At 51.5% G+C, this 13,380-nt stretch carries 8 protein-coding genes and 3 pseudogenes; 5 read left to right on the forward strand and 6 right to left on the reverse strand.

Annotated elements, in window-relative coordinates:
• Position 1 precedes the first annotated feature (1 nt).
• Together NO878_RS09450 and NO878_RS09455 are read left to right on the forward strand one after the other, a co-directional pair.
• The gene (locus NO878_RS09450) at positions 2-1,321 is read left to right on the forward strand and encodes a sulfatase-like hydrolase/transferase (RefSeq protein WP_256405744.1); all 1,320 of its coding nucleotides are present in this window, start codon (positions 2-4) and stop codon (positions 1,319-1,321) included.
• 32 nt (positions 1,322-1,353) lie between these two features.
• Positions 1,354-2,487 (forward strand): glycosyltransferase family 4 protein, encoded by a 1,134-nt coding sequence (locus NO878_RS09455; protein WP_256405745.1) that lies wholly within the window; start codon positions 1,354-1,356, stop codon positions 2,485-2,487.
• Here the strand turns inward: NO878_RS09455 and NO878_RS09460 are convergent.
• Together NO878_RS09460 and NO878_RS09465 are read right to left on the reverse strand one after the other, a co-directional pair.
• Positions 2,474-4,690 (reverse strand): DUF2206 domain-containing protein, encoded by a 2,217-nt coding sequence (locus NO878_RS09460; protein ID WP_256405746.1) that lies wholly within the window; start codon positions 4,688-4,690, stop codon positions 2,474-2,476. The two genes, NO878_RS09455 and NO878_RS09460, sit on opposite strands and share 14 nt — an antisense overlap.
• Positions 4,691-4,729: 39 nt before the next feature.
• A complete protein-coding gene (locus NO878_RS09465; protein WP_256405747.1) occupies positions 4,730-5,848 on the reverse strand; it encodes a glycosyltransferase family 4 protein in 1,119 nt (372 codons plus the stop codon).
• Positions 5,849-6,225: 377 nt separating this feature from the next.
• Between NO878_RS09465 and NO878_RS09470 the strand changes: the two genes are divergently transcribed.
• The gene (locus tag NO878_RS09470) at positions 6,226-7,308 is read left to right on the forward strand and encodes a glycosyltransferase (protein ID WP_256405748.1); all 1,083 of its coding nucleotides are present in this window, start codon (positions 6,226-6,228) and stop codon (positions 7,306-7,308) included.
• A gap of 494 nt (positions 7,309-7,802) precedes the next feature.
• On the opposite strand, the pseudogene NO878_RS09475 reads toward NO878_RS09470, so the two are convergent.
• A pseudogene (locus NO878_RS09475) lies at positions 7,803-8,398 on the reverse strand (IS6 family transposase).
• Positions 8,399-8,488: 90 nt separating this feature from the next.
• Here NO878_RS09475 and NO878_RS09480 point away from each other — a divergent pair.
• Entirely contained in the window at positions 8,489-9,430 is a 942-nt protein-coding gene (locus tag NO878_RS09480; protein WP_256405749.1) for an alkaline phosphatase family protein, read from the forward strand.
• A gap of 228 nt (positions 9,431-9,658) precedes the next feature.
• A pseudogene (locus tag NO878_RS09485) lies at positions 9,659-9,883 on the forward strand (hypothetical protein); the annotation flags it as partial.
• On the opposite strand, the gene NO878_RS09490 reads toward NO878_RS09485, so the two are convergent.
• The 3 genes and pseudogenes from NO878_RS09490 to NO878_RS09500 form a co-directional block, all read right to left on the reverse strand.
• Entirely contained in the window at positions 9,872-11,317 is a 1,446-nt protein-coding gene (locus NO878_RS09490) for a flippase (protein ID WP_256405750.1), read from the reverse strand. The pseudogene NO878_RS09485 and the gene NO878_RS09490 sit on opposite strands and share 12 nt — an antisense overlap.
• 57 nt (positions 11,318-11,374) lie before the next feature.
• A complete protein-coding gene (locus NO878_RS09495; protein ID WP_256405751.1) occupies positions 11,375-12,496 on the reverse strand; it encodes a glycosyltransferase in 1,122 nt (373 codons plus the stop codon).
• A 147-nt stretch (positions 12,497-12,643) separates the two neighbouring features.
• A pseudogene (locus tag NO878_RS09500) lies at positions 12,644-13,233 on the reverse strand (transposase domain-containing protein).
• Positions 13,234-13,380: the final 147 nt, after the last annotated feature.

Below are 13,380 nucleotides of genomic sequence, written 5' to 3' on the forward strand. Positions count from 1 at the left end.
TGTGGCGACCGACCCGGCCCCGAATCTTGTCTTCGTGACGGTCGACAGCTTGCGGGCCGATCACTGTGGATACGTCGACGCGGGAACTGGACCGACCGACGACCTCACCCCGACGATAGACCGACTCGCCGACGAGGGCGTGGCGTTCACGCAAGCGGTCGCACCGGGCCCCCGGACGCCGTCGTCGGTGCCGGTCTTTTTTACAGGGGAGTTCATGTCGGACGACCCGGACTGGACGATGGCGGATTGGCAGGGTCGACAGGGACGGATCGGCCGGCACATGGCACGGTTCACCCACCTGAGCGAGCGGTTACAACGCCGTGGCTACGAGACGGCGACGTTCACCGCGAACCCGTGGACGACGCGGGAGAGCAACTTCCACCTCGGCTTCGACGACTTCAACGAGGTGAGCGCCGACAGCGACGACGTTCAATCGAGCTACCTCTCGGATTCGACACTGTTCAAACTCGCCGACGCAGGTTTGGAGACGCTCCCCGTCGACCCCGTTGGCTGGGCCGATAAGAAGGAGTGGTTCTCCCAGTGGACGGGCTACTTCGAGTTGCTTCAGGAGCGACTGGCCGACCTCTCCGAACCCTTCTTCCTCTGGGTGTTCGTCCTCGACTCCCACCAGCCGTACATCACCCCCCGTCGCTTCCGCGAGGAGTGTGCGGCGTGGGAGATGTACTACTCGATCCTTCGGTACTGGCACGGTGAGACCGCCGACGAGGCGATCCCACCCCACGCCCGGAAGATGATCGCAGCGACCTACCGCGACGCGGTGCGCTCCGTCGACGCCTTCGTCGACGCCGTCCACGAAGCGACCGCACCGTACGATCCCGTGACCGTGTTCTGCTCCGATCACGGGGAGGCCCTGGGCGAACACGGCAACTTCGGCCACGAACAGACGCTCTACGAGGAGAACCTCCGAGTGCCGTGTTTCGTCCACGGCACCGACGCGTCGGCGACGGTCCGCGAGCAACTCCCCTTGCGGGGGTTGCCGGAACTACTGACCGAACTGACGGAGCCCGGGACGTTCGACCCGCGGCGACACACGCGGCCGTTCGCCGTCTCACAGATCGAAGACAACCGGGCGACCGCGGTCCGGACGACGCGCTGGAAACTCGTCACACGCCAGGAGGGCACACGACTCTACGACCTCCAGGCTGATCCCGACGAAACCGCTGACGTTCGGACCGACTATCCGGCCGTCGCGTCCGCGCTGGCCGACCTCCGCGACCGGCACGAAGCGACCCAAGCCGAGAAGGGGGCGACCGAGACGGCGACGGCCGACCTTGTTACCGCCGAGAGGGGATCGCTGTGAGCGACGGGTTGAACATCTGTTTCGTGACGAAAATGTACCCTCCGCGAACGGGTGGGGGGGCAACGTACGCCTACGAACTGGCGAACGCCCTCGGCGAACGAGGCCACGAGGTCGACGTCTACACGCAGGCCGTGCCCGGCGAGGAGATGGCAGGGGATATCCACCCGAACGTGGACGTGACGCGGATCACGAAGGCCCGACCGCTCGTCGTCTTCTCGACGCTGTATTTCAGTATCGCCTGTCGCTTCCGGATCGACTTCGAAGCGTACGACGTGATCCACGGGACGCTGATGCCGGCATCGACGATTGCGTTCGATCCCGTTCTCTTGCGCTCGCTCGACGCGCCGCTGGTGTTGACGAGTCACGGCACGTCGTACGACGAGGCGCGGTCAGTGGCTCCACAGCGTCCGGTCGACTACGTGTTTCGGTACTTCTTCCACCCGCTCAATATTATTATGGACGCAGTTGCAGGACGGTCGGCCGACCGGATCATCGCCGTGAGCGATCACACGCGCGAACAGCTGCGCGAACTGTATCGGTTCGACGAGGATCGGTTGGTGACGATTCCGCCCGGGATCGATACAGAGCGGTTCAGGCCGGTCGAGGAGCGCCACTCCGCGGTTGATCCGGATCGCGAGTCGATACTCGTGTTGAGTCGCCTCGATCCGCGAAAGGGGATCGACACGGCGATCCGAGGGTTCGCGGAGTTGGACCGGCCTGATGCGGAGTTGTTGATCGCTGGGACCGGGCGGCTGGAAGCGTCGCTGAAGGAACTGGCCGAAGAGTTGGGTGTTCGTGAGGACGTACGGTTCCTCGGCTTCGTGCCCGACGAGGAACTTCCGTCGCTGTACTCCTCCGTCGATCTCTTCGTGTTACCCTCGGAGTACGAGGGGTTCGGCATCGTGTTCATCGAGGCGATGGCGTGTGGAACGCCAGTGATTGGGACGGACGTGGGTGGGATTCCGACGGCCGTTAATGAGGGAGAGACGGGGTATCTGGTTTCTCGCGGTAGGATCGAGGACCTAGCGGATCGGATGGCCGCTCTTTTGATCGACCCCGGACAGTACGAGCGGATGTCGAGACAGGCGCGTGCCCGCGCCGAGGCGCACGACTGGAGCGAGATCGCTATCCAGATCGAAGAAGCGTACGCGATCAGTCGTCGATAGGGGACGAACCGTCCATGGCGTTGTAGTAGAGTTCGTCACGTCCAGTGGTGTAGACACGATTCGACTCGTGGAACGACGGGAGAGGTTGGTACGTAAAGTACGTGAATCCTATTAATCCGTCAGTATTCGTCCCGGTCACAGTATCCGCCTCGGACAGATACACGTATTCGGGACGGGGTTCGCCGATGGCACCCAGTTGTGTGAAACCAAGGTTCGGTCTTGGGCCGCTGTGGAACTGCTGGACGAACTTCCCCAACGTGGTCGTGCCGAGAGTCGATCTGTCCGGCACGTGATCGAGGACGAAGGTCGAGGCGACGACAGTGTTCCGATGGGTCGAGACCTGGTAGTAGGTGAATCGCTCCAGCGTCGATCCCGATTCGACGATGTCCTCCCCGTCGATCTCTGGTTGAGGTGAGACGTCGTGGGTCACGGTCGCGGAAACGAACCCGGATGTCACCAGCAGCAGGGCAAAGAGGGACGCTAGCGCCGGTTTGGCCCCGATCCGTTCGAACCGTGTCGAGCGTAACAGCAGGATCGGGAACGGGGCCAGCAGCATCATGACGAGCCCAAACGTACGACCGGCGCTCAGGACCTGTGGGCCGAACGACAACGGGAAAAATAGGTAGATGCCCGCCGCGAGGTGGAGGTAGTTTGAGTCCGTGAGCGTGCGTTCGGACAGCCCCGAGTAGATGGTCCGTCGTAGCCAATCCGTGACTTGCTGTCCATACGGGAACCCGTCACCGAGATAGCGGAGGTAGACTAGACCGAGTCCCAGCGACGTCAGGACGCCGACAAGCAGGTGGCTGAATAACATCACCTGATACGAGAACGACGGCATTGCGAAGCTGATCGATCTCGTTGCGGTACTCGAACTGGTCATCAATACTTCGCCGGTGAAGCTTTCGGCGATCACGTTTGTCACGAACCCGAACGTTCCGGACGTGAGATACATGTACCAGATGATGGTGAGCATCGCGTATAGTGTGATCCGCTCAAAGGGGAGTTCCGTTGGGCGCTTGTCCTCCAACACGACCGACGAGAGGAAATTCAGCCCGAACGCGGAGACGATCGCGAAGAGCACCAGCGGGCCGATCCCGTAGTGCGAGGTGATTACCGACCAGAAGAACGCGAACGCTAAGAAGGACTTGTACCGCTGGGGAAAGTCGTCATCAAGGAGGACTAACAGAAGGAACGCCGTGAACATGATCGCGGAGCCGGTCCGCGTGTTCCGCCCGAGGAGCTGGTATGTCCGTGGCAGGAATATATAAAGCGTCGCACTCAGAAACGCGATGTCTTTGCAGAAGTACCGGGACGTGATCTCGTAGGTGATGACAGGCACCAGCGCAAACAGGAGCGGGTGAATAAGTTTGTACTCCCAGAACAGGTTTAGATCCATGATCAGCGCGTAGACAGGGTGGAGAACCCCAATCCGGGGCATCCCGGCTTTGCCGCCGAGAGGAACCCAAAACCCGTTCTGGAGCACCTGCCGCCCGATTTCGTACTCGACTAGCCCGTCGCCTCGACCGAGATACGTCACGATAATCGTGTTCTGCAGGACGAGTGCGAGCGAGATCGCCGCGATGGCGGCTGGGTAATACTTCCGAGCCGTGTCGAACGTGTAAACACACACGGGGACCAGCCCGACGAGGAAGATTGTGAAGAGCGTCAGCCCGTTGAATCCAGTCCGGTTGATCAACACCGCGCCGGTGATTGACAGCGTCGGCACGGTCAGCAGGACGAGCAGGATTCTGGGATCGTAGTCGTTGAGGAGGTAACCCAACGGGTGTCGTGGTGTCCGATCACCGAAGTACCACACAGCGGCGGTCAGGAGCCCGTACGCGCCGACGTAGACGAACGAAATGGTGGGCTGTGACAGGGGTCTCGGCCCGGCTTCCAGTTGCAGGTAGACGGAGTTCGGAACCCAGCCGACGAACATGGAGAGGGTGACGCTGAGTCCGACCGCGTACAGCACGTCAACCGCGTGGAACTCGTCTTTGATCGCGTCGACGACCAGGTAGCCGGGCACGAACGAGAGGAGCACGAACCCGGTCACGTCGCGGACGAGCGAGAATCCCAGTCCGCCATCGGCGAGAAACACCACCGAATAGACGAACAGCACGAACAGCGAGAGGCGGACGGAGTGGGGCATGGGCGGCAACTCCCGGTCGAAAATCAGCCGCGTGGTCGGAAACGACGTGCTCATGTTATCGACTTGTATTAACGTCTCGGCTGGGATACATATTTATTTCTCCTTGATGACCGCTTCGAGTTCTGCCTCGAACTCCCGCCGGTCTCCGTCTGCCGCTAGGCGGGCGTCCTCGATTGCGTCGGCTGCGGGAATCGAGTCGTAAGCGATGATAGGCGTTCCGAATCGGTTAGCCTCTGACAGCGGGAGCCCCCACCCTTCGGAGTGCGAGCAGGTGGCGTAGACATCACTCCGGTCGTACAGCCCGGCCAACGTCTCGTCGTCGACGAATCCGGTGAGGATCACGTCGTCGCTGGCACGGTCTCGGACGGTGGCGGAGTACTCGTTCATGTTCTCCTTGCCGACGAGGACGAGCTTGTACCCCGCCTCGCAGTCGGTGACTCGTTCGAAGGACGCCACCAGTTCGTGGATGTTCTTCCGGGGCGTGATCCGCCCGACGTGGAGGACGACCGTGTCCGACGGGTCGATGTCATACTGGTCTTCGATCTCCTCTCTTGACGCAACGCTTTCGAACCGCGACTCGGGGACGCTGTTCGGGACGAGGATGGCGTCCCGGCCTGTCTTGGACTCAATGTACGCTCTGGAGCCCTCACTCACGGCACAGACGTAGTCTGCCCGCCCGACGGTCAGGTGCTTCGTCTCCAAGTGGTGCTGGAGTTTCGCCCAGATCTTCGCCACGCCATCGAAGAGGTCGTCCGAAGACTGCGAGGGGTGCGACCAGAAGACATAGGTCGTCCCGTAGAGAGTTGACGACAAATACCCCAACACAGAGAACGGGAACCGATGGGCGATGACGAGGTCGGCGTCGCCGAGTCGCGAGAGCGAGCGCCACCCTGGAGGCGTGACCGGAACAAGGAGTTTATCCAGTTCTTTGTAGGGCGTGGTCTCGAACCGGCCATACTCATATAGTGTGACGCCGTCTGGGGGGTCCTTGGTCGCCGTCAGAGTGTGGATCTCGACATCGTAGCCCTCGCTGGAGAGATCGATGGCCTGCTGTTCGACAACTCGGGCAACGCCGCCAGTGTCAGTATAGGAGGTGGCGCAGATTGCAACCGAATAGATGGTTTCGGGGAGTGCATTCACAAAATCCGCCATTGTGGAGTAGCGGTTATTCATGTGGGGAGTATCTGGATTTATTGACATATCTGCTCTCAAGATTAAAAAAGCATGAGAAACAAGTTGATTTGGCCGCCACCTCCGCATATTACAGCGGGTAGTAGGACTGTATCGCCCTATGAGGAGGTGCGCCAAACGGTACATGATCCCTATAGAATAGTCGTTATCAGGAATTAGTAGATTACCCCACTCCTCTGAGAATACGGCCACTTCGGTATCACGATTCAATCGTTTATGTAGGGGTGCCACAATTTTTACAAAAATTTTATGAGGTAGAATGGTCCACGGTTCCACTTCTATTTGACTTCTAAAATAATACTATCAATCCTCATCTTAGGGAGATATGCTGCTGCTTCCAAATGACTTTAGTCTTCCATGATTAAGCGCAGATCAGACCTATACAGCGACTCATCAAGATGAAAATAAGTATAATTTCGAGTGCATACGATGAAGAGTGTGGGATCAATCACTATACCACTAGCTTGGAGTCTGTACTAAGCGTTCAGTACGAGAGGATAGGAATTAAGTCCTATTCACTAGACTTTCTACATTATATAAGGAGAACGTGGTCAGCAGTAACCAATGACTCTGATATAATACATCTTCAACACGAGTACAATATGTTCGGTCCTGGTTCTATCTGTAGCTGGCCGGTCATATTCTTATTAATTCTATCGAAAATATTCGCCAGAAAGAGGATCGTGATTACGCTTCATACTGCTTGGGAAAGCGAAACACTGGAGCGATTTGTATTCCCGCTTAATCTCCTAGGAAGATTCTACATTTGGCTGAATAACCAATTGTTAGTGTGGTGTGCTGATCATATGATTTTCCTCTCAGAGAACGTCGAAGAGTACTTTATCAACAATTTCAATGTGAAAAGCACGACTAGAGTCCCCCATGGGGTGCAGGCACAGAAAGTAGACTTAACAAGGAATGAAGCTAGAGATATCCTAGGATGGGATGTCGAAGCCGAGATAGTAATTTTACCAGGATATATCCGCCCTCAGAAGAATCACGAATCATTCCTTAGTTTGGCAGAAGAGGATAAGTCTCGGCAGTATGTTATTGCGGGTGGAGTAAGAAATAATAAATTTGAACAGTACTCAGAGAAGTTACGATCCAAATCTTCTGAGAATGTAGAAATAACTGGCGTACTCAACGACGAAGAATTCGAAGCAGCGTTCATTGCGGCAGACCTCTGTTATCTACCGTACCAAGACGTGAGTCAGAGTGGGATTGTTAATTGGTCACTCGCTAGTGGACTTCCCGTATTTGGGAGTGAAATAAAATATTTTCGGGAATTATCAGAGAGTACGGAAGCAGTAAAGATAGTGGGGATTAGTCCCGAGGGTGTCATCCCTGAAATCCGATCATACTTCGATAATGAAAAGCTCCGAACTCGAATGTCCAATTCAGCACAGGAATTCGCAAAAAATAATAGTATGAAAGAGGTAGCTGATGAACACATTCGGATTTATCGCTCGTTCTTTGATTAATACCTGTCGTGATTCGTTATGAATTAGAAGATTTGCCAAGAGTGTTACCCAGAAAGACGCCATCTCAGCAAAGAGCTGATTCTGTGAATATCACAAGTTCATCCATAAATACTCTTCTTTTCACAAATATTTAACTCGATGATAAGTTTCGTCGCTATCAGAATGTTTCCCGTACATTGAGATCCGCTCCGCTTGAAGCATATTATCTGTTTATACCTTTGTTCAGAATCATTACTATTCGTTCAAATATGGGAATGAGCGGGGCAAAGAGAATCAGTAAAGGCCAAAATAAGGAAGGGTAGGCGAGACAGCGATCATAGAGGTTGTGCGCCCACTCAGCTAGTTGGTAGTCGGGTACGCACTATTCACTCAGGGGTTCGGTATCTACGCGCTGGTATATAGTTATTTGATCGGGTCTCTTCTCAGGGCTGTAATCGATTGATGAAAAATCTCGGTAGTGTATAGATAAGCTGGTTCCATGCGAAAGAAAATACTCACAACCAGTTTTCGGCTGTATTCGGTTCAACGTGACTAAATATATTGAGGATTGGTCAGTCGTTTTACTTCACGAAAGACACGGTCAATGGCATTCCGATTTCCACGTGTAATATGCTGAACTCGGAGCCCGTGTCGGTGATAGACTGCCTGCAGCCACGGTGCGCCGTTGACGGGAAAGACTGTGTCGTCGGCCTGATTTTTTCGCGCAATTCTGAGAGAAACATCGAGGTGATCGCGATGTTTCTCGTCGGATAGAGCCGTACATGGAGCAGGCGGTTGGTGCCGAGATCAACAGCGGCATACAGCCAATATCGCTCGTCATTGGGTTAGATCACGTTTCATCAACCGCAACGTGATCCGAGTCGGCACCGTCTGTAGGCTGTGGATCGGCCTTCTGCACCCAGTTGTGAATAGTGGAACGGCAGCGCTCGACACCCAAACTATCAAGAATTGAGATGGTATTTGAAAGTGATAGTCCAGCCAAATGGAGTCGAATACCAAGCTTCATCGCTGGCTCGGGTGTCGACTCTCGTTCCTCAAATCCTAATTTGAAGCGGTCGCTACCGTCGCTGAGGAGTGCGATTTCGAGCATATGTACTCAAAAATCGTACCACCACATCTTTGCTGCTTATCTGAACACCGCCATCAAAAAATATATAAAAACAGAGACAAGCTCAAATGTGTGAAAAAGAACCAGTTAATGAGAGAGGTTTATGCTGGATATCTTTTATTATGGTTAATCGTCACCTCACGGTATCCCTTAGGAACTAATGTGTACGAAGAAGACTGGGACGTACTGTTAGTACTTGATACATGTCGTGTAGATGCTCTTCAAGAGGTGGAAGATGAGTACGATTTCCTGGGTAATATCGGTAGTATCTGGTCTGTCGGTAGTACATCGAAGGAGTGGGTCGAACAGACGTTCATTGATAAGTTTCACCAAGGAATATCAAATACTGCCTACATTACCGGAAATCCATTTTCTGATACCCTAGCCGGCGATAGGAACCAATTCGACTATGGAGCAACAACTAGAGGCGCCTGGATCGAAAACGCAGAGAGATTAGCGGGTCTGGTGAAATCCAATATCGTATCTGATACGCATATTGGGCACGTTGAGTTTCTCCAGCCCGGGGATTCAAAGACGGTTAAGCCACGCCCAATCACAGACCATGTTATAAAAGCCGCTAGATCTAACGATTTTGACCGAATTATAGCCCACTACATGCAGCCACATACACCATACTATTCGTCTTCAAAAATATACGATGAACTGGCAGAATATGAAAAATACCCATTTAGAGCCATCAGAAGAGGTGATAAAAACAAAAATGAAGTATGGGAGGCCTACATAGATAACCTGCGATATGTCTTGAACGACATACAGTTGATAGTAGACAACGTAGATGGGGAGGTTATCATAACGGCAGATCATGGTGAACTATTTGGAGAATGCGGTATGTTCTATCACCACGCTGGAAATATCCATCCCCATCTTAGGAAGGTGCCTTGGGTGAAAATTGAAACCAACGATAGAAGAACGTACGAATCTGATGTTGAATTTCGGGGAAAGTCGGTAGAAAGGATGACCGATGAGCAGCTCGAGGCCTTAGGATATTTGTAACCCGACAGTATCGTACTAGAGGTATTTTTACAATAAACTTCCCCCATTCGAATAACCAGTCTATAAGTTCAAAAGCAGTGTATTTCCATTTTTGATTTCTTCAATGACCGCAGCAAAAGCTACTTGAACACCCCTTAGGAAGTTATGTATGCACATAAAAAATAAAAATAGGGAACGTGACTAATACATCCTATTGACGGTGAGATCTTTTTCGTTAATTCTGCACCGTGGTTGCAAGCTGCGCTCCACCGAAATGGCTTTGATTACAAATACGAAAAACATGGTAATGGGAACGACGTCGAACGTGGCTTCTGAGAATCAAAACGCAGAACAAGTTGGTTCTCAAACCGTTTTAGCCACGTTGAACTGAGTACCGCTGAAAGTCGGGGACAAGCACTCACTCTCCATGGAACTCACCTGAACACTACCTTCCCTAACAACTTAAGATACTAATTCTGTCAACAATGGTCTCAAAGTCCGCTGTGCCTCCAGTCGGATCGGGCTATATGTAAGAATTGCTACTGTATAAATGATCACACCAAGTACAATTATCGCAAGTAGCTGAATGATGCTATTGAGTTCGATCATCAATCGAGCACCGTACACTCCGATCCCCATAGCAGCGGAAGCAACGACACTCCAGATTGCTTCACGCAAGGGGAGTTCGATATCCAAGAACTGATTCAGATAATGTGCATGAAGAATGGTGTTTATCATAAACGAGCCGACCGTCGCAATGGCAGCACCGACGATTCCGAACTGCCAAATCAACACGATGTTGAAAATCATGTTGAGTAACGCCGAAGATATCGCCGCGTAGGCGGCCAAGTCTGGATAGTCAATCGCATTGAGTGATCTGCTGAGTAGAGTGTGGAGTGACTGCGGAATCTTCCCTGCAGCGAGAACGATCAGCGCAAGCCACGCAACGGTGAATTCCGGGCCGAACAGAATTCGGAGAAGGTCTTTCGAGAGGATCAGCGTACCGACGAATGCAGGGATGACGAGTAATAACGAGGGAAGAAGCGCCGTCGGGATAGCAGACTCGATCCGGTCGGTCGCATCGTCTGCGTCCCATCGGCTTATCTGCGGGAAAAGAGCAGTCGCTATTGACTTACCGAACAACATGGTGACGAGCGACAAGCGCCAGGCGTTCTCGTAGGCACCGATATCTGCTCGAGTTACACCAATTCCCCAGACGACAAATAGTGTCAATATACCTACATCGGTCCAGCTATAAAAGTAGCCACCGACCGAAGAGATTGCACTGAAACGGGCGTAGTCGAAGAGAGATCGTGCGTGTTCGACTGTCGGTCGACCAATTGATACTGAAACCTTCCACCAACCTACCATCGATGCAAGTATTGTTCCAACAAGGTAACCGTAAACGAGAGCGTAAACTCCGTATCCCCGGAGGTAGAGGAAATACCCCACGACAAGCCAGCTTAACGGACGGATGACTTCTAGAATAGCAGTTTCACCCACACGAAGTTCCCCATGAAGAATACTTATTGAAAATCTTCCCAGCTGATCAATTATTAATGTTATAACAACTAACTGAGCAAGATTCGCCCCGAGAAATTTATTTATATAGGTCCCAGAGAACCAAAGTATGCCCGAGATAGCAAAAACTATTGCCGACTTAAGTATTAGACCAGTCCCGAGATACGCACTTTTGTCGTTGCCTTCACTAATGCGCTTTTTAGTAGCCTGTCTTATCCCGAGGTTTGCGGGAAGCCCAATTATTCCGAGTAATGCTAGAAACGGATAGTATGTTCCTAACGGTGAAGCGCCTAACTCTCTGGAAAACACAGTCACTGCTAAAAATCCAATAGCAGCTTTGCAAACACGTGCCGAAAATATTAGTATACTTGATTTCGCCAAATTCATTCTATGAGAACTACTCGCGTAGTTGTCACCCAATGCATTATTTTAACTCTATTGATTCTATAAAATTGAGATATATTGTTCTGCAGCAGCGTTAGTAGAGAATTTTCTTGCCCTTTCTTTTAACAAACGTGGTTCATATGGGTCGGCAAGTGCAGATTTCAGTCCCTCAGCAACAGCCGTAGGATTATCTTCCTCAACTAAGTACCCGATTTCTCCGTCCAATAAGACCTCACTTGGACCACTCGGGCAGTCCGTCGAAACTACTTGGGTTCCACAAGCCATCGCCTCGATAAGGATGTATGAAAGACCCTCCCAACTACTTGTGAGAGCGAAGACATCCGTATGATAGAGATATGGATAAATATCTTCAACTAATCCAATTATATCTACATTATCAGAAATATTTAATCGATTCGCTTTCTTTTTGAGCTTATTTTCCTCATTCCCTTGTCCAACAATTATAATTCGTACCTCTCTCTCCAATTGGGTGACAGATTCAAGCAACAGCGACAGATTCTTCTGTGGTTGCGGTTTCGCTGCAAGGATGACAGGCATTTCTCTGCTGGAACTCAGCCACGCGTGATCTGGTGGCGGAAAGTCGGTATTAAGCAATTCTTCAGTAACGACGGGATTGTAAATAGTTGATACCCTATCTTGTGAACACCCTAATTGGTCGGCTACACTCTTGGACACACCTTTCGAAACTCCTATTAAGTCAGTGTTTGAATCAATGGAGTGTTTTATACCACGATATATTGCCCTAGATCGGATACGCCGAAATAGGTCTCTTTTTTGAGTTAATCTTGATGCGTTATTATGAAATGTCAGAATCGTTTTTGGAGACTGGTAAGAAAATTTCGCTGCCAACAGTACTGACAGATTAGCATGACGCATCGCACTAATCATGGTCCCAGGATTTTGTTCATTAATATATTCACATAACGCTGGTACCGTAGCCAAAACACCGGGTCCAAGACTCATACCTTTTGAAAGCTCTTGTACAGCTACGGTTTGAGAAATGTCGCTTACTAAGGGACCTTGAGAGGCACCTTCTGGAGTAAGTACCGTCACTTGTTTATTTTTACTCAGGCCATTAGACAAATTGACGGCATATCTTTCAACTCCTCCCGCCCCCGACAAAGTAGGCGTGAATAAAACAACACCATCGGAGGTGGCCATATTAACAAATGGTAATTCTTTCCACATAACCGTTTCTATAATAGAGGACCTCACAGAGGTCCAGTGTCATATTCTTTCATATAAATATATCATTAGACACACTGAGTAGGTAGTCAAGTGGTTCCATGCGAAGGCGAACACTTGCACCTAACTTTCAGCGGTACTCGGTTCGTTGTGACTAAATATGTTTAGATCTGATATTTCATTCATTTTAATTCTCATAAGATACGTTCGATGGCATTCTGGTTCCCATGTGTAACATGCTGGGATTGGAGTCCCAGACGGTGACAGGCCGCCTGCAATCACGATGCGCCGTCGGCGAGAAAACCATTATCAACGAGATACCTTTCGCGGAGTTCAGAAAGGAGTATCTCGCTCAACGCCTATATTCTCATGGAACAGTACCGCACATAGAGCAGGGAGTTGGTGTTGGAATCAACCGCGGCGTACCGCCAATATCGCTCGTCACTGAGTTGGATCACGGTTTCATCAACCACAACGTGATCCAGATCGACACCGCCTGGGGGATGTAAGTCAGCCTTCCGAACCCAATTATGAACGATTGATCGGTAGCGTTTGACAATCAACTAAAAAATGGAGATAGTATTTAAAAATGTTAATTTATCCAAATGGAGTCGAATACCAAGCTTCATCGCTGGCTCGGATGTTGACCCTCGCTCTACAAATCCTAACTCAAAACGATCGCTAGCACCGCTGAGGTGTGTAACTTCGGGCATGGACCCCTTAGAAATCATACTGTTTTATTCTTGACACTTATTTGAACACCGCCTATGACCGTTTCGACAACTTCAGCGTCACAGTGGTTGTATTAATTAGAGCGGTATCTGGTTGAGTTAAGCAGAAATCTAGCTACAAATTCAACC

The organism is Haloplanus ruber (assembly GCF_024494725.1).
Taxonomy (GTDB): Archaea; Halobacteriota; Halobacteria; order Halobacteriales; family Haloferacaceae; genus Haloplanus; species Haloplanus ruber.